The following is a 22671-nucleotide window of genomic DNA, read 5'->3' on the forward strand; positions in this document are numbered from 1 at the left end:
TCCCCATGTGAGAGTAGGTCATCGTCAAGATTAAATTCCGAAACCCCAATTGCGAAAGCAGTTGGGGTTTTGTTTTGTCCGCAAGAAAATGGGTTGTTTGAATTCTATGCAGCGGCCCGGTGCATGGCTATTATTCGGGCCTCATTCTGAGGCGAGACCTGCATGCTGACGTTGTTGAACCTTCTGAAGGATGGTCGATTCCATTCCGGTCAGGCCCTGGGCGTTGCTCTGGGAATTAGTCGAAGTGCGGTGTGGAAGCAGCTTCAGCATCTGGAGACGGAGCTTGGGTTATCCATACATAAAGTTCGAGGGCGGGGCTATCAATTGGCTTCGCCGCTGGCGTTGCTTGACTCGCTCGCAGTAGAGGAAGGTCTTGCCGGCTGGTCTGTCAGTGTCTTCGATTCCATCGACTCAACTAATGCTGAATCGTTGCGAGCGGTAGATCGAGGGCGGGTTGCGCCTTTTCTAATACTGGCTGAGCGTCAGAGTTCCGGGCGCGGGCGCAGGGGGCGTAAATGGGTAAGCCCGTTTGCTGAAAACCTTTATTACAGCCTCGTGTTGCGTATCGATGGAGGGATGCGTCAGCTCGAGGGGTTAAGTCTCGTTGTCGGTCTCGCGGTCATGCAGACCCTGCGCGCGTTTGGGGTGCCAGGTGCGGGACTGAAATGGCCCAATGATGTTTTGGTCGGGCGAAAAAAAATTGCAGGCATCCTGCTGGAGCTCGTCGGAGATCCAGCGGACGTTTGTCATGTAGTGTTGGGCGTGGGCATTAATGTGAACATGCAGGCTACAGACGAAGTCGATCAGCAATGGACTTCACTGCGTCTAGAGTCGGGTAAATCTTGTGATCGCAATATTCTGGCGGTTGAGCTGAGTAAGCAGTTGCAACTCTATCTGCGACGTCACCAGTCAGACGGCTTCTCTGCGCTTCAGGCGGAGTGGGAGGCGAGCCATTTGTGGCAGGGGCAGCAGGTTTCTCTCACTGCCGGTGTCAATCAGGTAGAGGGTGTGGTGCTGGGAATCGATAATCAAGGCGCGCTGCGGCTAAAGGTAGATGGTGTGGAAAAGGTCTTTAGTGGTGGTGAGCTCAGCTTGAGGTTGCGTCATGATTCTTGAGCTCGATTGTGGAAACAGTTTTATCAAATGGCGGGTGCTGAGTGCAGAGTTGGGCGCCTTGGTCGCAGAAGGTGTGGTCGACTCTGATGGCGCCTTGGTCGATAGTCTTCGGTCGCTTGAGAAGATATCTCTCGGTAAATGTCGCCTTGTCAGCGTAAGAACTGAAGATGAGACCAATTTGCTTATTGGCTTGCTCAGGCGCGAGTTCGGCATTTCCGTTGTCTGTGCGTCGCCCGCTCGTGAGATGTCTGGCGTAACGAACGGTTACGACGACTATGAGCGCCTTGGTCTCGATCGCTGGCTGGCGATGCTTGGTGGTTTTCACCTGGCTAAAGGTGCTTGTCTGGTTCTTGATTTCGGGACGGCGGTGACCGCGGACTTTGTCTCCGCGGACGGTGAACATCTGGGAGGCTTCATTTGTCCTGGCATGCCGCTGATGCGTAATCAGTTGCGTACGCATACTCGGAAAATTCGCTATGGGGATCTGGCGGCGGAGCGGGCATTGGCGAGTCAGGCTCCTGGGCGCAACACGGCTGAGGCTGTAGAGCGTGGCTGTTCGTTGATGCTCAGAGGGTTCGTATTGACGCAGCTGGAGATGGCGCATTCCTATTGGGGTGATGACTACAGTGTCTTCATTACGGGTGGTGATGCCGAACTGGTCTCGGATGTTGCGCCTGACGCTCGGGTTGTTTCCGATCTGGTGTTCGTGGGTTTGGCTATGGCGTGTCCTTTGTCCTGAGGTTTGTATGCGTTGGTTGTTCCTTCTGCTTCTGGTACTCAATGTTTTTTATTACGTCTGGCATCAGCAGGAGGCCCCGCTACGCGCAAAGGATGTCACGCCGCTCAGTCTTTATCGTGGCTCGCAACAGGATATTCGCTTGCTGAGTGAGGCTGGTGGTGATGCTTCCCGTGAAAAAAGGACTGGAGGAAAGCCTGATGGGCAGTGCCTTTATGTGGGTGGTTTGGCGCGCCCCGAGTCCGCTCAGGCGTTGGAGCAGCGTTTGGCGGAGCTTGGTGCAAAAGTTCTTCCTTCGTCAAAAGAGTCTTCCGGCGGCTCATATTGGTTCCAGGTTACGCCCGAAACCCAGCGTTTGTTGGGTGATGCTCAGCTGCAAAACCTTTCCAAGGAATTCAATGAGTTAAAACATAAAATAATGCTGTGCGAGGGGGTTGCACCTACTGAATAGTTTGCATAGAATGGCGCCCGCTCCACAGCGAAGACCTGAAAAGGTAGCAGCAGCGGGGTGGTGTCAATGCAGCTAACCTCAGGTTTTTAAATGAGAAAATGCTTGACAGGGGTTTGGCATAGTATAGAATGCCGGCCTGATTAGGAGGGGTTCCCGAGCGGCCAAAGGGATCAGACTGTAAATCTGACGTCTACGACTTCGAAGGTTCGAATCCTTCTCCCTCCACCAGATTTTAGCGTGAGCTGCAGGCTCCGCGGGTATAGTTTAGTGGTAGAACCTCAGCCTTCCAAGCTGATGATGCGGGTTCGATTCCCGCTACCCGCTCCAAGTTTGCAGGTTGTGCAAAGTGTTACGCTCTTGTAGCTCAGTTGGTAGAGCACACCCTTGGTAAGGGTGAGGTCAGCGGTTCAAATCCGCTCAAGAGCTCCATATAACAAGGCAGATATGAAAATATCTGCCTTTGTTTTAATGGCTTGTGTTGTTTGCTCAATTTCTTCTGTTAGGGGTGATATCGATGGCTAAGGAAAAATTTGATCGTTCCCTGCCGCACGTCAACGTTGGCACCATCGGTCACGTAGACCACGGTAAAACCACGCTGACCGCTGCTCTGACTCGCGTCTGCTCCGAAGTTTTCGGTTCGGCCGTAGTTGAATTCGACAAGATCGACAGCGCTCCAGAAGAAAAGGCTCGCGGTATTACCATCAACACCGCGCACGTTGAGTACAACTCGAACATTCGTCACTACGCTCACGTTGACTGCCCAGGTCACGCTGACTACGTGAAGAACATGATCACTGGTGCTGCGCAGATGGACGGCGCGATCCTGGTTTGCTCGGCCGCTGATGGTCCGATGCCGCAAACTCGTGAGCACATCTTGCTGTCCCGTCAGGTAGGTGTTCCGTACATCGTGGTTTTCCTGAACAAGGCTGACCTGGTAGATGACGCTGAGCTGCTGGAACTGGTTGAGATGGAAGTTCGCGACCTGCTGTCCACCTATGACTTCCCAGGCGACGACACTCCGATCATCATCGGTTCTGCTCGTATGGCGCTGGAAGGCAAAGATGACAACGAAATGGGCACCACCGCTGTTAAGAAGCTGGTGGAGACTCTGGACAGCTACATCCCAGAGCCAGAGCGTGCTATCGACAAGCCGTTCCTGATGCCAATCGAAGACGTGTTCTCGATCTCGGGTCGCGGTACTGTTGTGACCGGTCGTATCGAGCGCGGTATCGTTCGCGTTCAAGACGCCCTGGAAATCGTTGGTCTGCGTGACACCACCACCACCACCTGCACTGGTGTTGAGATGTTCCGCAAGCTGCTGGACGAAGGTCGTGCTGGCGAGAACTGCGGCGTTCTGCTGCGTGGCACCAAGCGTGACGACGTTGAGCGTGGTCAGGTTCTGGTTAAGCCGGGTTCGGTTAAGCCACACACCAAGTTCACCGCAGAAGTTTACGTTCTGAGCAAGGAAGAAGGCGGTCGTCACACTCCGTTCTTCAAGGGCTACCGTCCGCAGTTCTACTTCCGTACTACTGACGTGACTGGTAACTGCGAGCTGCCAGAAGGCGTTGAAATGGTAATGCCAGGTGACAACATTCAGATGACTGTTACCCTGATCAAAACCATCGCGATGGAAGACGGTCTGCGTTTCGCAATCCGTGAAGGCGGTCGTACCGTTGGTGCTGGCGTAGTGGCCAAGATCATCGAGTAAACAGTTGTAATGTCTTTTTCAGGCCGGCATAATGGTCGGCCTGATTTTGTTTTAGGTCAGTAGCTCAATTGGCAGAGCGACGGTCTCCAAAACCGTAGGTTGGGGGTTCGATTCCCTCCTGACCTGCCAGATTAACTTGGTGTGTCTGGCTTTCTTTTCACAGGATCTTCATAGATGACTCCTAAAGCTGAAGCTCAAGGCTCTCGCTTCGATTTGCTCAAGTGGCTTGTAGTAGTCGCTTTGGTAATTGTTGGCGTTGTCGGTAATCAGTATTACGCTGCTTCGCCGATCCTGTACCGTGTACTCGTATTGCTTGTCATTGCTGCTGTAGCTGCCTTTGTAGGCCTGCAGACTGCCAAGGGCAAGTCTTTCTTTGTACTGGTTAAGGAAGCTCGCACCGAGATTCGTAAAGTCGTATGGCCAACTCGCCAAGAAACCACGCAGACCACACTGATTGTTGTGGCTGTTGTCCTGGTTATGGCGTTGCTGTTGTGGGGGCTTGATTCCCTGCTCGGTTGGCTTGTTTCCTTGATTGTCGGCTAAGGGTGTCCCGTGGCTAAGCGTTGGTACGTTGTGCATGCTTACTCGGGTTACGAGAAGCATGTCATGCGTTCGTTGATCGAGCGTGTAAAGCTGGCTGGCATGGAAGATGGCTTCGGCGAAATTCTGGTTCCCACTGAAGAAGTGGTTGAAATGCGTAATGGCCAGAAACGCAAAAGCGAGCGCAAATTCTTCCCAGGTTATGTGCTGGTTCAGATGGATATGAACGAGGGTACTTGGCACTTGGTCAAGGATACTCCTCGGGTGATGGGTTTTATCGGCGGTACTGCTGATAAGCCGGCACCAATCACCGATAAAGAAGCTGAGGCGATTTTGCGTCGCGTTGCCGATGGTAGCGACAAGCCGAAGCCGAAGACGTTGTTCGAGCCAGGCGAAACCGTTCGAGTCAATGACGGGCCGTTCGCTGACTTTAACGGCGTTGTTGAAGAAGTTAACTACGAAAAGAGCCGGATCCAAGTGGCAGTGCTCATTTTCGGACGCTCTACTCCGGTAGAGTTGGAGTTCAGTCAGGTCGAAAAGGTCTAGCTGAGCAAGCATCCCAACCCCGCAGCCCTAGGCTGTGGGGTTTTGTCGTCACTGGGATAAACGCGCAAGTAACCGGGGAGCCTTTCGAGGCGTTCGAACCCGTAATTGGAGTGCCTCATGGCCAAGAAGATTACCGCTTACATCAAGCTGCAAGTGAAGGCCGCTCAGGCTAACCCAAGCCCACCTGTTGGTCCTGCTCTGGGTCAGCACGGCGTGAACATCATGGAATTCTGCAAAGCTTTCAACGCCCGTACCCAGGGTCTGGAAGCTGGTCTGCCGACTCCAGTGATCATCACTGTCTACAGCGACCGTAGCTTCACTTTCGAAACCAAATCCACCCCTGCTTCGGTTCTGCTGAAGAAGGCGGCCGGTCTGACCAGCGGTTCCGCTCGTCCGAACACCGTTAAGGTTGGCACTGTTACCCGTGCTCAGCTGGAAGAAATCGCGAAAACCAAAAACGCGGATCTGACTGCAGCTGATATGGATGCAGCCGTGCGTACTATCGCCGGTTCTGCTCGTAGCATGGGCCTTAACGTGGAGGGTGTGTAATGGCTAAGCTGACCAAGCGTCAAAAGGCTATCGCCGGCAAAATCGAAGCAGGCAAGGCCTACAACATTGTAGACGCCGCTGCACTGCTGGCCGAGCTGTCGACTGTCAAGTTCAGCGAGTCGTTCGACGTAGCTGTAAACCTGGGCGTAGACCCGCGTAAATCCGACCAGGTTGTTCGTAGCGCTACTGTGCTGCCACACGGCACTGGCAAGACTGTTCGCGTTGCTGTGTTCACCCAGGGTCCAGCTGCTGAGGCCGCTCTGGCTGCCGGCGCTGACCGTGTAGGTATGGACGACCTGGCTGCCGAAATGAAAGGCGGCGACCTGAACTATGACGTAGTGATCGCATCCCCGGATGCCATGCGCGTTGTAGGTCAACTGGGTCAGATCCTCGGTCCACGTGGTCTGATGCCTAACCCGAAAGTCGGCACTGTTACCCCAGACGTCGCTACCGCGGTTAAAAATGCCAAGGCTGGTCAGGTTCGTTATCGCACCGACAAAAACGGCATCATCCACACTTCCGTTGGCAAGATCGGCTTCGATGCCGTCAAGCTGAAGGAAAACGTTGAAGCCCTGATCGCTGATCTGAAGCGTATCAAGCCAGCTTCTTCGAAAGGTATCTACGTCAAGCGCGTTACCCTGAGCACCACTATGGGCCCAGGTCTGGTTATCGACCAGAGCTCGCTGGACGCGTAAGACAAAAATTGGCGCAGTTGACTGCGCCAATTGAAAGATTGGGGTCCCTGCCTGGCGGGGGCTATCCAAGACCGTAGGCGACGCAAGTCTTAAACCTCAAGCCTACGCAGATGGTGCTCCCGGTTCCTTACCGAATCAGACACCAAAACGACATTCGGTTTCGATCGAATGAAACGGTAACAAGCAGGAGTTAAACCCGTGGCAATTAATCTCGAAGACAAGAAGGCCATCGTCGCTGAAGTCAACGAGGCTGCCAAAGTCGCTCTGTCCGCTGTCGTGGTTGATGCCCGTGGCGTAACAGTAGGCGCAATGACCGGACTCCGTAAAGAGGCTCGTGAAGCTGGCGTTTACGTACGTGTTGTACGTAACACCCTGCTCAAGCGCGCTGTTGCTGGCACTTCGTATGAAGTGCTGAACGACGCGTTCACTGGCCCGACCCTGATCGCATTCTCCAACGAACACCCGGGCGCTGCTGCTCGTCTGTTCAAGGAATTTGCCAAGGGTCAGGATAAGTTCGAGATCAAGGCAGCATCGTTTGAGGGCAAGTTCCTCGCAGCGAATGAGATCGACGTGCTGGCAAGCCTGCCAACTCGCGACGAAGCTATTGCGAAACTGATGAGCGTGATTCAAGGCGCTACCAGCAAGCTGGCTCGTACTCTGGCGGCAATTCGCGATCAGAAAGAAGCAGCTGCAGCCTGAGGCTGAGCGTTTCCACTCTCGCGTATTTTTGTTTATTTCGACGGCCGTACAGGCTGTCCACCAAATCAGGAATTGAGTCATGTCTCTGACTAACGAACAAATCATCGAAGCAATCGGCCAGAAAACCGTTCTGGAAGTTGTTGAGCTGATCAAAGCAATGGAAGAAACCTTCGGCGTGACCGCTGCTGTTGCTGCTGCTGGTCCAGCTGCTGCTGCCGCTGTTGTCGAAGAGCAAACCGAGTTCAACGTTGTTCTGGTTGAAGCCGGCGAGAAGAAAGTCAACGTGATCAAGGCAGTTCGTGAACTGACCGGTCTGGGCCTGAAAGAAGCCAAAGAGAAAGTCGACGGCGCTCCTCAGGTTGTAGCTGAAGGCGTTTCGAAAGAAGCGGCTGAAGACGCTAAGAAGAAGCTGGAAGAAGCAGGCGCTAAAGTCGAGCTGAAGTAAGCATCGACTTTGCACCTCCAGCCCGAGCGTCAAGCGACAGGCTGATGGCTGGTGGCTCTTGCCACCGGCCTTTTTCCGTTATTGGCAGCCGACTGGGTCGGTGTCGATAGCGAGTTGCAACCACCCGATGCGGTGGCGCAAACCATGGGGTTTGCACGATTTTCTGGCTGCTCCCGTCGGGAGGGGCCAAACAAGCAGGTGACCAAGCTGGGGAACGCTGATGGCTTACTCATATACTGAGAAAAAACGTATCCGCAAGGACTTTAGCAAGTTGCCGGACGTCATGGATGTGCCTTACCTCCTGGCCATCCAGCTGGATTCGTATCGTGAATTCTTGCAAGCGGGAGCGACTAAAGATCAGTTCCGCGACGTGGGCCTGCATGCGGCCTTCAAATCCGTTTTCCCGATCATCAGCTACTCCGGCAATGCTGCGCTGGAGTACGTCGGTTATCGCTTGGGCGAACCGGCATTTGATGTCAAAGAATGCGTATTGCGCGGTGTAACTTTCGCCGTACCTTTGCGGGTAAAAGTGCGCCTGATCATTTTCGACAAAGAATCGTCGAACAAAGCGATCAAGGACATCAAAGAGCAAGAAGTCTACATGGGTGAAATCCCATTGATGACTGAGAACGGTACCTTCGTAATCAACGGTACCGAGCGTGTTATCGTTTCCCAGCTGCACCGTTCCCCGGGCGTGTTCTTCGACCACGACCGTGGCAAGACGCACAGCTCCGGCAAGCTGCTGTACTCCGCGCGCATCATTCCTTACCGCGGTTCGTGGCTGGACTTCGAGTTCGACCCGAAAGACTGCGTATTCGTGCGTATCGACCGTCGTCGCAAGCTGCCGGCCTCGGTACTGCTGCGCGCGCTCGGTTATACCACCGAGGAAGTGCTGGACGCGTTCTACACCACCAACGTATTCCACGTGAAAGGCGAAGGCCTGAGCCTGGAGCTGGTGCCTCAGCGCCTGCGTGGTGAAGTTGCTGTTCTCGACATCCAGGATGACAAAGGCAAGGTGATCGTTGAGCAGGGCCGTCGTATTACTGCCCGCCACATCAACCAGCTGGAAAAAGCCGGGATCAAAGAGCTGGACGTGCCTCTGGATTACGTTCTGGGTCGTACCACCGCCAAGGCCATCGTGCACCCGGCTACCGGTGAGATCCTGGCAGAGTGCAACACCGAGCTGTCGACCGAGATCCTGGCGAAAATCGCCAAGGCCGGCGTCGTACGCATCGAAACTCTGTACACCAACGACATCGACTGCGGTCCGTTCGTCTCCGACACGCTGAAGATCGACTCCACCAGCAACCAATTGGAAGCGCTGGTCGAGATCTATCGCATGATGCGTCCAGGCGAGCCGCCAACCAAGGACGCTGCCGAGACCCTGTTCAACAACCTGTTCTTCAGCCCTGAGCGCTATGACCTGTCTGCGGTCGGCCGGATGAAGTTCAACCGTCGTATCGGTCGTACCGAGATCGAAGGTTCGGGCGTGCTGTGCAAGGAAGACATCGTCGCGGTACTGAAGACTCTGGTCGACATCCGTAACGGTAAAGGCATCGTCGACGACATCGACCACCTGGGTAACCGTCGTGTTCGCTGTGTAGGCGAGATGGCAGAGAACCAGTTCCGCGTTGGCCTGGTACGTGTTGAGCGTGCGGTCAAAGAGCGTCTGTCGATGGCTGAAAGCGAAGGCCTGATGCCGCAAGACCTGATCAACGCCAAGCCAGTGGCTGCGGCGGTGAAAGAGTTCTTCGGTTCCAGCCAGCTGTCGCAGTTCATGGACCAGAACAACCCGCTGTCCGAGATCACCCACAAGCGTCGTGTCTCTGCACTCGGCCCTGGCGGTCTGACTCGTGAGCGCGCGGGCTTCGAAGTCCGTGACGTACACCCGACTCATTACGGTCGTGTCTGCCCGATTGAAACGCCGGAAGGTCCGAACATCGGTCTGATCAACTCCCTGGCTGCTTACGCTCGCACCAACCAGTACGGCTTCCTCGAGAGCCCGTACCGCGTGGTGAAAGAGGGTGTGGTCACCGACGACATCGTGTTCCTGTCCGCCATTGAAGAAGCCGATCACGTGATCGCGCAGGCTTCGGCGACCATGAACGAGCAGAAAGTCCTGATCGACGAACTGGTAGCCGTACGTCACCTGAACGAATTCACCGTCAAGGCGCCGGAAGACGTCACCTTGATGGACGTTTCGCCGAAGCAGGTAGTTTCGGTTGCAGCGTCGCTGATTCCGTTCCTCGAGCACGACGACGCCAACCGTGCGTTGATGGGTTCGAACATGCAGCGTCAAGCTGTACCAACCCTGCGCGCTGACAAGCCGCTGGTCGGTACCGGCATGGAGCGTAACGTGGCTCGCGACTCCGGCGTTTGCGTCGTGGCTCGTCGTGGCGGCGTGATCGACTCTGTTGATGCCAGCCGTATCGTGGTTCGCGTTGCCGATGACGAAGTTGAAACCGGCGAAGCTGGTGTCGACATCTACAACCTGACCAAATACACCCGCTCGAACCAGAACACCTGCATCAACCAGCGTCCGCTGGTGAGCAAGGGTGATCGTGTTCAGCGTGGCGACATCATGGCCGACGGTCCGTCCACCGACATGGGTGAACTGGCTCTGGGTCAGAACATGCGCATCGCGTTCATGGCATGGAACGGCTTCAACTTCGAAGACTCCATCTGCCTGTCCGAGCGTGTGGTTCAGGAAGACCGTTTCACCACGATCCACATTCAGGAACTGACCTGTGTGGCTCGTGACACCAAGCTTGGCCCAGAGGAAATCACTGCGGACATCCCTAACGTGGGTGAAGCTGCGCTGAACAAGCTGGACGAAGCCGGTATCGTTTACGTAGGTGCTGAAGTCGGCGCAGGCGACATCCTGGTAGGTAAGGTCACTCCGAAAGGCGAGACCCAACTCACTCCGGAAGAAAAACTGCTGCGCGCAATCTTCGGTGAGAAAGCCAGCGACGTTAAAGACACTTCCCTGCGTGTGCCAACCGGCACCAAAGGTACTGTCATCGACGTACAGGTCTTCACTCGTGACGGCGTTGAGCGTGATGCTCGTGCCCTGTCGATCGAGAAGTCCCAGCTGGACGAGATCCGCAAGGATCTGAACGAAGAGTTCCGCATCGTTGAAGGCGCGACCTTCGAGCGTCTGCGTTCCGCTCTGGTAGGCCACAAGGCTGAAGGCGGCGCGGGCCTGAAGAAAGGTCAGGACATCACCGACGAAGTACTCGACGGTCTTGAGCATGGTCAGTGGTTCAAACTGCGCATGGCTGAAGATGCTCTGAACGAGCAGCTCGAGAAGGCCCAGGCCTACATCGTTGATCGTCGCCGTCTGCTGGACGACAAGTTCGAAGACAAGAAGCGCAAACTGCAGCAGGGCGATGACCTGGCTCCAGGTGTGCTGAAAATCGTCAAGGTTTACCTGGCAATCCGTCGTCGCATCCAGCCGGGCGACAAGATGGCCGGTCGTCACGGTAACAAAGGTGTGGTCTCCGTGATCATGCCGGTTGAAGACATGCCGCACGATGCCAATGGCACACCGGTCGACGTCGTCCTCAACCCACTGGGCGTACCTTCGCGTATGAACGTTGGTCAGATCCTTGAAACCCACCTCGGCCTCGCGGCCAAAGGTCTGGGCGAGAAGATCAACCGGATGGTCGAAGAGCAGCGTAAAGTCGCTGAACTGCGCACCTTCCTGGACGAGATCTACAACCAGATCGGCGGTCGTAACGAAGATCTGGACAGCTTCTCCGATCAGGAAATCCTGGATCTGGCGAAGAACCTGCGTGGCGGTGTTCCAATGGCCACTCCAGTGTTCGACGGTGCCAAGGAAAGCGAAATCAAGGCCATGCTGAAACTGGCAGACCTGCCAGAAAGCGGCCAGATGCAGCTGACCGACGGCCGTACCGGCAACAAGTTCGAGCGTCCAGTTACCGTTGGCTACATGTACATGCTGAAGCTGAACCACTTGGTAGACGACAAGATGCACGCGCGTTCTACCGGTTCGTACAGCCTGGTTACCCAGCAGCCGCTGGGTGGTAAGGCGCAGTTCGGTGGTCAGCGTTTCGGGGAGATGGAGGTCTGGGCACTGGAAGCATACGGTGCTGCTTACACTCTGCAAGAAATGCTCACAGTGAAGTCGGACGATGTGAACGGCCGGACCAAGATGTACAAAAACATCGTGGACGGCGATCACCGTATGGAGCCGGGCATGCCCGAGTCCTTCAACGTGTTGATCAAGGAAATTCGTTCCCTCGGCATCGATATCGATCTGGAAACCGAATAACACGTGACGCGATCGAGAGCGGGGCAGGATTGCCCGCTCTCTGCTCCGCCAGGAGGAAAGGCCTTGAAAGACCTACTGAATTTGCTGAAAAACCAGGGTCAAGTCGAAGAGTTCGACGCCATCCGTATCGGATTGGCCTCGCCTGAGATGATCCGCTCGTGGTCGTTCGGTGAAGTTAAAAAGCCGGAAACCATCAACTACCGTACGTTCAAACCTGAGCGTGACGGTCTGTTCTGCGCCAAGATCTTTGGCCCGGTAAAGGATTACGAGTGCCTGTGCGGTAAGTACAAGCGCTTGAAGCACCGTGGTGTGATCTGCGAGAAGTGCGGCGTTGAAGTTGCACTGGCCAAGGTTCGTCGTGAGCGCATGGCGCACATCGAACTGGCTTCGCCGGTTGCCCACATCTGGTTCCTGAAATCGCTGCCGTCCCGTATCGGCCTGCTGATGGACATGACCCTGCGTGATATCGAACGCGTTCTCTACTTCGAGAGCTATGTCGTTATCGATCCGGGCATGACCACTCTTGAAAAAGGTCAGTTGCTGAACGACGAGCAGTACTTCGAAGCGCTGGAAGAGTTCGGTGACGATTTCGACGCCCGCATGGGTGCCGAAGCTGTCCGTGAACTGCTGCACGCTATCGACCTGGAACACGAGATCGGCCGGCTGCGTGAAGAAATTCCGCAAACCAACTCCGAAACCAAGATCAAGAAGCTGTCCAAGCGTCTGAAGTTGATGGAAGCCTTCCAGGGCTCCGGCAACCTGCCAGAGTGGATGGTGCTGACCGTTCTGCCGGTTCTGCCGCCAGATCTGCGTCCACTGGTTCCACTGGATGGCGGTCGTTTCGCGACTTCCGACCTCAACGATCTGTATCGTCGAGTGATCAACCGTAACAACCGTTTGAAGCGCCTGTTGGATCTGTCCGCTCCGGACATCATCGTGCGCAACGAAAAGCGTATGTTGCAGGAAGCTGTCGATGCACTGCTCGACAACGGTCGTCGTGGGCGCGCTATCACAGGTTCCAACAAGCGTCCTCTGAAATCCCTGGCTGACATGATCAAGGGTAAGCAAGGTCGTTTCCGTCAGAACTTGCTCGGTAAGCGTGTTGACTACTCCGGTCGTTCGGTAATTACCGTTGGTCCGACCCTGCGTCTGCACCAGTGCGGTCTGCCGAAGAAGATGGCTCTCGAGCTGTTCAAGCCGTTCATTTTCGGCAAGCTGGAAATGCGTGGTCTGGCGACCACCATCAAAGCGGCCAAGAAAATGGTCGAGCGCGAACTGCCAGAGGTTTGGGACGTTCTCGCTGAAGTGATTCGCGAACACCCGGTTCTTCTCAACCGTGCACCGACCCTTCACCGTCTGGGTATCCAGGCGTTTGAACCGGTACTGATCGAAGGTAAGGCTATCCAGCTGCACCCTCTGGTCTGCGCCGCGTACAACGCCGACTTCGACGGCGACCAAATGGCCGTGCACGTACCGCTGACGCTGGAAGCCCAGCTCGAAGCGCGTGCGTTGATGATGTCGACCAACAACATTCTGTCGCCAGCCAACGGTGAGCCAATCATCGTTCCGTCGCAGGACGTTGTATTGGGTCTCTACTACATGACTCGTGAAGCGATCAACGCCAAGGGCGAAGGTCGTGTGTTCGCGGATCTGCAGGAAGTTGACCGTGTGTTCCGTGCCGGCGAAGCCGCACTGCACGCCAAGATCAAGGTTCGTATCAACGAAACCGTGAACGATCGTGACGGCAACAGCGTGAACAACACCCGTATCGTCGACACCACTGTCGGCCGTGCGCTGCTGTTCCAGGTTGTGCCAAAAGGTCTGTCGTTCGACGTCGTCAACCTGCCGATGAAGAAAAAGGCGATCTCCAAGCTGATCAACCAGTGCTACCGCGTGGTTGGTCTGAAAGAGACCGTGATCTTCGCTGACCAGTTGATGTACACCGGTTTTGCCTACTCGACCATTTCCGGCGTTTCCATCGGTGTTAACGACTTCGTTATCCCGGACGAAAAAGCCCGCATCATCGGTGCTGCCACCGACGAAGTGAAAGAAATCGAGAGCCAGTACGCCTCCGGCCTGGTAACCCAGGGCGAGAAGTACAACAAAGTGATCGACCTTTGGTCGAAAGCGAACGACGAAGTCTCCAAGGCGATGATGGCCAACCTCTCGAAAGAGAAAGTCATCGACCGTCACGGCGACGAAGTCGAGCAAGAATCGTTCAACTCGATGTACATGATGGCCGACTCGGGTGCGCGGGGTTCCGCAGCACAGATTCGTCAGCTGGCCGGTATGCGTGGTCTGATGGCCAAGCCGGACGGTTCCATCATTGAAACGCCGATTACTGCGAACTTCCGTGAAGGTCTGAGCGTACTCCAGTACTTCATCTCGACTCACGGTGCTCGTAAAGGTCTGGCGGATACCGCGTTGAAAACTGCGAACTCCGGTTACCTGACTCGTCGTCTGGTAGACGTGGCGCAGGATCTGGTCGTGACCGAGATCGATTGCGGCACCGAACACGGTCTGCTGATGACTCCGCACATTGAAGGCGGTGACGTTGTAGAACCGTTGGGTGAGCGCGTATTGGGTCGTGTCATCGCCCGTGACGTATTCAAGCCGGGTACCGAGGACGTTATCGTTCCTGCAGGCACTCTGGTAGACGAGAAGTGGGTTGAGTTCATCGAGCTGAACAGCATCGACGAAGTAATCGTGCGTTCGCCGATCAGCTGCGAAACCCGCTATGGCATTTGCGCCAAGTGCTACGGCCGTGACCTGGCTCGTGGTCACCAGGTGAACATCGGTGAAGCGGTCGGCGTTATCGCTGCCCAGTCCATCGGTGAGCCGGGTACCCAGCTGACGATGCGTACGTTCCACATCGGTGGTGCGGCAAGCCGTACTTCCGCAGCCGACAGCGTTCAGGTGAAGAATGGCGGTACCGTCCGTCTGCACAACCTGAAACACGTTGAGCGTGTGGATGGCAACCTGGTTGCCGTGTCTCGTTCCGGTGAGCTGGCAATCGCTGACGACTTCGGTCGTGAGCGCGAGCGTTACAAGCTGCCGTACGGTGCCGTGATTTCGGTTAAAGAAGGTGACAAGGTCGACGCTGGCGCAATCGTGGCCAAGTGGGATCCGCACACTCACCCGATCGTTACCGAAATGAAAGGTACCGTGACCTACGTGGGCATGGAAGAAGGCATCACGATCAAGCGTCAGACTGACGAATTGACCGGTATGACCAACATTGAAGTACTCGATGCCAAAGACCGTCCGGCCGCCGGCAAGGACATCCGTCCTGCGGTGAAGATGGTCGATGACAACGGCAAGGATCTGTTGCTGCCAGGCACTGACGTTATCGCTCAGTACTTCCTGCCAGCCAACGCCCTGGTCGGTGTTGCGGACGGTGCAAAGATTGCGATCGGTGACGTTATCGCTCGTATCCCGCAAGAAACTTCGAAAACCCGTGACATCACCGGTGGTCTGCCGCGTGTTGCCGACCTGTTCGAAGCCCGTCGTCCGAAAGAAGCGTCGATTCTGGCTGAAGTCAGCGGCACCATCGCGTTCGGTAAAGAGACCAAGGGCAAGCGCCGTCTGGTCATTACCCCGAACGACGGTAGCGATCCGTACGAAGAGCTGATTCCGAAGTGGCGTCACCTGAACGTGTTCGAAGGCGAACAGGTAAACCGCGGCGAAGTTATCTCCGACGGTCCGAGCGATCCGCACGACATCCTGCGTCTGCTGGGTGTAAGCGCGTTGGCCAAGTACATCGTCAACGAGATCCAGGACGTTTACCGCCTGCAAGGCGTGAAGATCAACGACAAGCACATCGAGACCATCCTGCGTCAGATGCTGCGTAAAGTTGAGATCTCCGAGTCCGGCGACTCCAGCTTCATCAAGGGCGACCAGATGGAACTGACTCACGTACTGGTGGAAAACGAGCGCTTGGCGACCGAAGACAAATTCGTGTCCAAGTTCACTCGCGTGCTGCTGGGTATCACCAAGGCGTCGTTGTCGACTGAATCGTTCATCTCGGCGGCCTCCTTCCAGGAGACCACTCGCGTACTGACCGAAGCAGCGGTAACCGGCAAGCGCGATTACCTGCGCGGCCTGAAAGAAAACGTGGTTGTGGGTCGTCTGATCCCGGCCGGTACCGGTCTGGCTTATCACAGCGAGCGCAAGCGTCGTCGTGATGCAGACAAGCCGTTGCGCGTAAGCGCCAGTGAAGTGGAAGCTGCACTGACCGAAGCGCTGAACTCGAGCGGTAACTGAGTTCTGCGAAAAATGAGCTGAGGCCCTGATCAAGCCGTTCATCGAATCGAGACAATTTGTCGAGGTTCGACGAGCGGGGAGGTCGGGGCCTTGCCTTGACTGGGGACAAGATCCTCTTTAGACTCTTGATCCCCTAAATTTGGCGGGAATTCGTTCCTGCCATTTTGCTTTTCTTGCAAGACAATAGCGTCGCAAGACAACAGTGGAGCTAGTAGATGGCAACTATCAACCAGCTGGTACGTCAGCCGCGTAAGCGTATCGTCGAGAAATCCGACGTGCCTGCGCTGCAGAACTGCCCGCAACGTCGTGGCGTGTGCACCCGTGTGTACACCACTACGCCGAAAAAACCTAACTCGGCACTGCGTAAAGTATGCCGTGTGCGTCTGACCAACGGTTTCGAGGTTTCCTCGTACATCGGTGGTGAAGGCCACAACCTGCAAGAGCACAGCGTGGTACTGATCCGCGGCGGTCGTGTAAAAGACTTGCCAGGTGTTCGTTACCACACCGTTCGCGGCTCCTTGGATACTTCCGGCGTTAAAGGCCGTAACCAGGGTCGTTCGAAGTACGGTACCAAGCGTCCGAAGTAATCGGCCGTTTTGCAGATTTTCATTTTATTGAGTCGATAAGAGTAAGGTCGGGCGCGCATCCACTGGATCTGTCCCGAGCTAACCTGAAGACCGTTTGAGGGCTTATCAATGCCAAGACGTCGCGTAGCAGCAAAGCGTGAGATTCTGGACGATCCGAAATACGGAAGCCAAATCCTCGCCAAATTCATGAACCACGTTATGGAAAGCGGCAAGAAAGCCGTTGCCGAGCGTATCGTTTATGGTGCCCTGGAAACCGTTGCGGCTCGCAAGACCGGCACCGATCCCCTGGAACTCTTCGAAAAAGCACTCGACGCCATCGCTCCGCTGGTCGAAGTGAAGTCGCGCCGCGTTGGTGGTGCTACTTACCAGGTTCCGGTCGAGGTTCGTCCGTCCCGTCGTAACGCTCTGGCAATGCGCTGGTTGGTAGACTTCGCCCGCAAGCGTGGCGAGAAGTCTATGGCTCTGCGCTTGGCTGGCGAGCTGCTGGATGCTGCTGAAGGTAAAGGTGCTGCTGTTAAGAAGCGTGAAGACGTGCACCGTATGGCCGAAGCTAACAAAGCTTTCTCGCACTACCGCTTCTAATTTTAGCTTCACTAATTTTGCGAGGGCTTTATGGCTCGTACTACTCCGATTAGTCGCTACCGTAACATCGGTATCGTCGCTCACGTGGATGCTGGTAAAACCACCACTACCGAGCGCGTCCTTTTTTACACTGGCAAAAGTCACAAAATGGGCGAGGTGCATGATGGCGCCGCGACCACGGACTGGATGGTTCAGGAGCAGGAGCGTGGTATTACCATTACTTCTGCTGCCATTACCGCCTTCTGGAAAGGTTCCGAGAAGCAGTACCCACACGAGCATCGCTTCAACGTAATCGATACCCCGGGCCACGTAGACTTCACTATTGAAGTAGAGCGTTCCCTGCGTGTACTCGACGGCGCTGTTGTTGTGTTCTGCGGTACTTCGGGTGTTGAGCCTCAGTCGGAAACCGTATGGCGTCAGGCCAACAAATACGGCGTTCCACGTCTTGTTTACGTAAACAAGATGGACCGTGCTGGTGCCAACTTCCTGCGCGTGATCGGTCAGATCAAACAGCGTCTGGGTCACACTCCGGTGCCGATCCAGCTGGCTATCGGTTCGGAAGATAACTTCCAGGGCCAGATCGACCTGATCAACATGCAAGCTGTCTACTGGAACGACTCTGACAAGGGTATGGTTCCGGTTCGCAAGGAAATCCCTGCGGACATGCTTGAACTGGCTGAAGAATGGCGCAACAACATGGTTGAAGCTGCCGCCGAAGCCAGCGAAGAGTTGATGAACAAGTACCTGGAAGGTGAAGAGCTGTCGATCGAAGAGATCAAGGCTGCTTTGCGTGCACGTACTATCGCCGGCGAAATCGTTCTGGCTGTTTGCGGTTCTTCGTTCAAGAACAAGGGTGTTCCCCTGGTTCTCGACGCCGTTATCGACTTCCTGCCTGCTCCGACCGACATTCCTGCTATCAAGGGTTCCAATCCTGATAACGAGGAAGAAGAGATGGAGCGTCATGCAAGCGACGACGAGCCGTTCGCGGCCTTGGCGTTCAAGATCGCTACCGACCCATTCGTGGGTACCTTGACCTTCGTCCGCGTTTACTCGGGCGTGTTGAACTCCGGCGACGGCGTGATCAACTCGGTTAAAGGCAAGAAAGAGCGCGTGGGTCGTATGGTGCAAATGCACGCAAACGCCCGTGAAGAGATCAAGGAAGTACGCGCTGGCGACATCGCGGCCCTGATCGGCATGAAGGACGTCACCACTGGTGAAACCCTCTGCAACGCTGACAAGCCAATCATCCTGGTTCGCATGGACTTCCCGGAGCCGGTTATTTCGGTTGCCGTAGAGCCTAAGACCAAGGATGACCAGGAAAAAATGGGTATCGCTCTGGGCAAGCTTGCTCAGGAAGACCCATCTTTCCGCGTTAAAACTGATGAAGAGACTGGTCAAACGATCATCTCCGGCATGGGCGAGTTGCACCTGGACATCCTGGTTGACCGGATGCGCCGTGAGTTCAACGTCGAAGCCAACATCGGCAAGCCACAGGTTTCGTACCGTGAGCGCATCACGAAGAACTGCGAAATCGAAGGCAAGTTCGTTCGTCAGTCCGGCGGTCGTGGCCAGTTCGGTCACTGCTGGATTCGCTTTGCTCCTGCTGACGAAGGTCAGGAAGGTCTGCAATTCCTGAACGAAGTAGTGGGTGGTGTGGTTCCTAAGGAATACATCCCGGCTATCCAGAAGGGTATCGAAGAGCAGATGAAGAACGGCGTTGTTGCCGGCTATCCGCTGATCGGCCTGAAGGCTACCGTGTTCGATGGTTCTTACCACGACGTCGACTCCAACGAGATGGCGTTTAAAGTGGCTGCTTCCATGGCGACCAAGCAACTGGCCCAGAAGGGCGGTGGTGAGTTGCTCGAGCCGATCATGGCGGTAGAGGTTGTTACGCCTGAAGACTATATGGGTGATGTGATGGGCGACCTTAACCGTCGTCGCGGCATGATCCAGGGTATGGAAGACACAGTGTCCGGCAAGGTTATCCGTGCCGAGGTTCCACTGGGTGAGATGTTCGGTTATGCGACCGACGTTCGTTCCATGTCCCAGGGTCGCGCAAGCTACTCTATGGAATTCAAAAAATACGATACGGCTCCGTCGCACATCGTCGAATCCGTTACCAAAAAACAAGGCTGATTCAGCCCCTTTAGGCTAGGAGTTAATTGTCGTGGCTAAAGAAAAATTTGATCGTTCCCTACCGCACGTAAACGTTGGCACCATCGGCCACGTTGACCACGGTAAAACCACTCTGACCGCTGCTCTGACTCGCGTCTGCTCCGAAGTTTTCGGTTCGGCCGTAGTTGAATTCGACAAGATCGACAGCGCACCAGAAGAAAAAGCTCGCGGTATCACCATCAACACCGCGCACGTTGAGTACAACTCGAACATTCGTCACTACGCTCACGTTGACTGCCCAGGTCACGCTGACTACGTGAAGAACATGATCACTGGTGCTGCGCAGATGGACGGCGCGATCCTGGTTTGCTCGGCCGCTGATGGTCCGATGCCGCAAACCCGTGAGCACATCCTGCTGTCCCGTCAGGTAGGCGTTCCGTACATCGTGGTTTTCCTGAACAAGGCTGACCTGGTAGACGACGCTGAGCTGCTGGAACTGGTTGAGATGGAAGTTCGCGACCTGCTGTCCACCTATGACTTCCCAGGCGACGACACTCCGATCATCATCGGTTCTGCTCGTATGGCGCTGGAAGGCAAAGACGACAACGAAATGGGCACCACCGCTGTTAAGAAGCTGGTGGAAACTCTGGACAGCTACATCCCAGAGCCAGAGCGTGCTATCGACAAGCCGTTCCTGATGCCAATCGAAGACGTGTTCTCGATCTCGGGTCGCGGTACTGTTGTGACCGGTCGTATCGAGCGCGGTATCGTTCGCGTTCAAGACGCCCTGGAAATCGTTGGTCTGCGTGACACCACCACCACCACCTGCACCGGTGTTGAGATGTTCCGCAAGCTGCTGGACGAAGGTCGTGCTGGCGAGAACTGCGGCGTTCTGCTGCGTGGTACCAAGCGTGACGACGTTGAGCGTGGTCAGGTTCTGGTTAAGCCGGGTTCGGTTAAGCCGCACACCAAGTTCACCGCAGAGGTTTACGTTCTGAGCAAGGAAGAAGGCGGCCGTCACACTCCGTTCTTCAAAGGCTACCGTCCACAGTTCTACTTCCGTACTACTGACGTGACTGGTAACTGCGAGCTGCCAGAAGGCGTTGAAATGGTAATGCCAGGTGACAACATTCAGATGACTGTTACCCTGATCAAAACCATCGCGATGGAAGACGGTCTGCGTTTCGCAATCCGTGAAGGCGGCCGTACCGTTGGTGCTGGCGTCGTAGCTAAAATCATCGAGTGATCTCTTTATTGAGTCAGCTTTGATGAGTTGAAAAAGCCCCCGCTTAGCGGGGGCTTTTTTATTGGGTTGACACCTATCTGGGGCGTCTATAGAATTGCGCCTCCTTTTAACGGGCGTATTGCGCCCGGTGGGAATAGCAGCCGGAGTCTGAAATCCAATGCAAAATCAGCAAATCCGTATCAGGTTGAAGGCTTTTGACCATCGCCTGATCGACCAATCAACCCAGGAAATCGTGGAAACCGCGAAACGTACTGGTGCTCAAGTGCGTGGTCCAATTCCACTGCCTACCCGTAAAGAGCGGTTCACCGTTCTGGTTTCTCCGCACGTCAACAAAGACGCGCGTGACCAGTACGAGATCCGCACTCATAAGCGCGTTCTGGACATCGTCCAGCCAACGGATAAAACCGTTGATGCACTTATGAAGCTTGATCTTGCGGCCGGTGTGGAAGTGCAGATCAGCCTCGGCTAAGACTCGGTCTTGGTCGTGTAACGCTCTGAAATGGGCGGCCATAGCGGGTGAAAGCCCCGTACACTCATGAGGTTTACAACATGACTATTGGTGTAGTCGGTCGTAAAGCGGGTATGACCCGTATTTTCACCGAAGAAGGTGTCTCCATTCCGGTCACGGTCATTGAGATCGAGCCGAATCGCGTCACCCAGTTCAAAACTGAAGAAACCGATGGCTATCGTGCAGTGCAAGTCACTGTCGGCGAGCGTCGTGCTTCCCGTGTTACAGCTGCTCAAGCTGGCCACTTCGCCAAGGCGAACGTTGCCGCTGGTCGTACCGTAATGGAATTCCGTCTTGAAGAAGGCGAGTACCAGGCCGGCGATCTGATCAACGCTGAAATCTTCGCTGCTGGTCAACTGGTTGATGTAACCGGTCAGTCCAAAGGTAAAGGCTTCCAGGGTACGATCAAGCGTTGGAACTTCCGCGGGCAAGATAACACCCACGGTAACTCCGTATCCCACCGCGTCCCAGGCTCTATCGGCCAGTGCCAGACTCCTGGTCGTGTATTCAAGGGCAAAAAAATGTCCGGTCATATGGGCGCTGAGCGCGTGACCGTGCAGTCCCTGGAAGTAGTGCGCGTGGACGCTGAACGCAATCTGTTGTTGGTCAAGGGCGCTGTACCTGGCGCTACTGGCGGCAACCTGGTTGTACGTCCGGCAGCCAAGGCTCGCGGTTAAGGGGAAGCTGACATGCAATTAAATGTAAATGACGCTCAAGCGATCGAAGTTTCCGAACTGACATTTGGCGGCGAGTTCAACGAGACGCTGGTTCACCAAGCAGTCGTGGCCTACATGGCTGGCGGCCGTCAGGGTAGCAAGCAGCAGAAGACCCGTTCCGACGTTCGTGGTGGCGGCAAGCGCCCATGGCGTCAGAAAGGTACTGGCCGTGCTCGTGCCGGTACTATCCGCAGCCCAATCTGGCGCGGCGGCGGCACCACCTTTGCAGCTCGTCCACAGGATCACTCCCAGAAGCTGAACAAGAAGATGTATCGCGCAGCAATGCGTTCCATCCTTGCTGAGCTGGTGCGTACTGATCGTCTGGTGGTGGTTCAGGATTTCGCAGTTGAAACTCCGAAAACCAAAGACCTGCTGGGCAAACTGAACAACATGAGCCTGACCGATGTTCTGATCGTGTCGGACGCTGTTGATCAGAACCTGTACCTGGCTGCTCGCAACCTGCCACACGTTGATGTACGTGACGTGCAAGGTTCCGATCCAGTTAGTCTGATCGCATACGACAAGGTGTTGATCACCGTGTCGGCCGTGAAGAAATTCGAGGAGCTGCTGGGATGAACCAGGAACGCGTATTTAAAGTTCTGCTTGGCCCGCACGTTTCCGAGAAGGCTACGGTTCTGGCAGACAAGAAAGGCCAGTTCGTTTTCAAGGTTGCTACTGATGCAACCAAGCTGGAAATCAAGAAGGCCGTCGAAAGCCTGTTCAGCGTGAAAGTTGAGCGTGTTACTACCCTGAATGTTCTGGGTAAGAGCAAGCGCACCGCTCGCGGTCTGGGCAAGCGTAATGACTGGAAGAAGGCAGTTATCTCCCTTCAGCCAGGCCAAGATCTCGATTTCAGCAGCAGTGCTGAGTAAGGA

Annotated in this window: 20 protein-coding genes and 4 tRNA genes; all 24 read left to right on the top strand. The window is 55.3% G+C overall.

From position 1 onward, the window contains the following. Nucleotides 1-162 precede the first annotated feature (162 nt). Nucleotides 163-1116, top strand: a complete 954-nt coding sequence (gene birA / locus ACKUG4_RS16080; RefSeq protein WP_445434401.1) for a bifunctional biotin--[acetyl-CoA-carboxylase] ligase/biotin operon repressor BirA — start codon at nucleotides 163-165, stop codon at nucleotides 1114-1116. Continuing rightward, a complete protein-coding gene (locus tag ACKUG4_RS16085; RefSeq protein WP_064599790.1) occupies nucleotides 1106-1855 on the top strand; it encodes a pantothenate kinase in 750 nt (249 codons plus the stop codon). The genes birA and ACKUG4_RS16085 overlap by 11 nt, the downstream gene beginning before the upstream one ends. A 7-nt stretch (nucleotides 1856-1862) precedes the next feature. Then, nucleotides 1863-2303, top strand: coding sequence for a hypothetical protein (locus ACKUG4_RS16090; RefSeq protein ID WP_064599788.1), 441 nt, complete (start codon nucleotides 1863-1865; stop codon nucleotides 2301-2303). Between the two features lie 143 nt (nucleotides 2304-2446). Continuing rightward, nucleotides 2447-2531 (top strand) — tRNA-Tyr (locus ACKUG4_RS16095). 25 nt (nucleotides 2532-2556) lie between these two features. Then, a tRNA-Gly gene (locus ACKUG4_RS16100) sits at nucleotides 2557-2630 on the top strand. Nucleotides 2631-2656: 26 nt separating this feature from the next. Then, nucleotides 2657-2732: transfer RNA gene (locus tag ACKUG4_RS16105), tRNA-Thr, on the top strand. Between the two features lie 85 nt (nucleotides 2733-2817). Further along, nucleotides 2818-4011 carry an elongation factor Tu gene (gene tuf / locus ACKUG4_RS16110; protein ID WP_010220303.1) on the top strand — a complete coding sequence of 398 codons (1194 nt, stop codon included), beginning with the start codon at nucleotides 2818-2820 and terminating at the stop codon, nucleotides 4009-4011. Between the two features lie 53 nt (nucleotides 4012-4064). Beyond that, a tRNA-Trp gene (locus ACKUG4_RS16115) sits at nucleotides 4065-4140 on the top strand. A 45-nt stretch (nucleotides 4141-4185) separates the two neighbouring features. Further along, nucleotides 4186-4554, top strand: coding sequence for a preprotein translocase subunit SecE (gene secE / locus ACKUG4_RS16120; protein ID WP_064599786.1), 369 nt, complete (start codon nucleotides 4186-4188; stop codon nucleotides 4552-4554). A gap of 9 nt (nucleotides 4555-4563) precedes the next feature. Next, the gene (gene nusG, locus ACKUG4_RS16125; RefSeq protein WP_007957598.1) at nucleotides 4564-5097 is read left to right on the top strand and encodes a transcription termination/antitermination protein NusG; all 534 of its coding nucleotides are present in this window, start codon (nucleotides 4564-4566) and stop codon (nucleotides 5095-5097) included. Between the two features lie 117 nt (nucleotides 5098-5214). After that, nucleotides 5215-5646 (top strand): 50S ribosomal protein L11, encoded by a 432-nt coding sequence (rplK, locus tag ACKUG4_RS16130; protein WP_003228756.1) that lies wholly within the window; start codon nucleotides 5215-5217, stop codon nucleotides 5644-5646. After that, complete coding sequence (gene rplA / locus ACKUG4_RS16135) at nucleotides 5646-6341, top strand: 50S ribosomal protein L1 (RefSeq protein ID WP_003228754.1); 696 nt, start codon at nucleotides 5646-5648, stop codon at nucleotides 6339-6341. The genes rplK and rplA overlap by 1 nt, the downstream gene beginning before the upstream one ends. 198 nt (nucleotides 6342-6539) lie before the next feature. Next, complete coding sequence (gene rplJ / locus ACKUG4_RS16140) at nucleotides 6540-7040, top strand: 50S ribosomal protein L10 (RefSeq protein ID WP_011336174.1); 501 nt, start codon at nucleotides 6540-6542, stop codon at nucleotides 7038-7040. A 79-nt stretch (nucleotides 7041-7119) separates the two neighbouring features. After that, complete coding sequence (gene rplL, locus ACKUG4_RS16145; RefSeq protein WP_007957596.1) at nucleotides 7120-7485, top strand: 50S ribosomal protein L7/L12; 366 nt, start codon at nucleotides 7120-7122, stop codon at nucleotides 7483-7485. 220 nt (nucleotides 7486-7705) lie between these two features. Further along, entirely contained in the window at nucleotides 7706-11779 is a 4074-nt protein-coding gene (gene rpoB, locus ACKUG4_RS16150; protein WP_039772428.1) for a DNA-directed RNA polymerase subunit beta, read from the top strand. 63 nt (nucleotides 11780-11842) lie between these two features. Then, nucleotides 11843-16042: a DNA-directed RNA polymerase subunit beta' gene (gene rpoC / locus ACKUG4_RS16155; protein ID WP_064599784.1), complete on the top strand. Its 4200-nt coding sequence runs from the start codon at nucleotides 11843-11845 to the stop codon at nucleotides 16040-16042. Nucleotides 16043-16257: 215 nt separating this feature from the next. Beyond that, a complete protein-coding gene (gene rpsL / locus ACKUG4_RS16160; RefSeq protein WP_003186084.1) occupies nucleotides 16258-16629 on the top strand; it encodes a 30S ribosomal protein S12 in 372 nt (123 codons plus the stop codon). A 108-nt stretch (nucleotides 16630-16737) separates the two neighbouring features. Continuing rightward, nucleotides 16738-17211: a 30S ribosomal protein S7 gene (rpsG, locus tag ACKUG4_RS16165; protein ID WP_007957592.1), complete on the top strand. Its 474-nt coding sequence runs from the start codon at nucleotides 16738-16740 to the stop codon at nucleotides 17209-17211. Between the two features lie 30 nt (nucleotides 17212-17241). Further along, nucleotides 17242-19347 (top strand): elongation factor G, encoded by a 2106-nt coding sequence (gene fusA / locus ACKUG4_RS16170; RefSeq protein ID WP_064599781.1) that lies wholly within the window; start codon nucleotides 17242-17244, stop codon nucleotides 19345-19347. Nucleotides 19348-19378: 31 nt separating this feature from the next. Next, the gene (gene tuf / locus ACKUG4_RS16175; RefSeq protein ID WP_010220303.1) at nucleotides 19379-20572 is read left to right on the top strand and encodes an elongation factor Tu; all 1194 of its coding nucleotides are present in this window, start codon (nucleotides 19379-19381) and stop codon (nucleotides 20570-20572) included. Between the two features lie 157 nt (nucleotides 20573-20729). After that, the gene (gene rpsJ / locus ACKUG4_RS16180; protein ID WP_003186070.1) at nucleotides 20730-21041 is read left to right on the top strand and encodes a 30S ribosomal protein S10; all 312 of its coding nucleotides are present in this window, start codon (nucleotides 20730-20732) and stop codon (nucleotides 21039-21041) included. Between the two features lie 80 nt (nucleotides 21042-21121). Further along, nucleotides 21122-21757 carry a 50S ribosomal protein L3 gene (rplC, locus tag ACKUG4_RS16185; protein ID WP_007955641.1) on the top strand — a complete coding sequence of 212 codons (636 nt, stop codon included), beginning with the start codon at nucleotides 21122-21124 and terminating at the stop codon, nucleotides 21755-21757. A gap of 12 nt (nucleotides 21758-21769) precedes the next feature. Next, the gene (gene rplD / locus ACKUG4_RS16190) at nucleotides 21770-22372 is read left to right on the top strand and encodes a 50S ribosomal protein L4 (RefSeq protein ID WP_003228735.1); all 603 of its coding nucleotides are present in this window, start codon (nucleotides 21770-21772) and stop codon (nucleotides 22370-22372) included. After that, a complete protein-coding gene (rplW, locus tag ACKUG4_RS16195) occupies nucleotides 22369-22668 on the top strand; it encodes a 50S ribosomal protein L23 (RefSeq protein WP_002555488.1) in 300 nt (99 codons plus the stop codon). The genes rplD and rplW overlap by 4 nt, the downstream gene beginning before the upstream one ends. Nucleotides 22669-22671 lie beyond the last annotated feature (3 nt).

The sequence above is a fragment of the Candidatus Pseudomonas auctus genome, from assembly GCF_048654275.1.
Taxonomy (GTDB): Bacteria; Pseudomonadota; Gammaproteobacteria; order Pseudomonadales; family Pseudomonadaceae; genus Aquipseudomonas; species Aquipseudomonas pharyngis.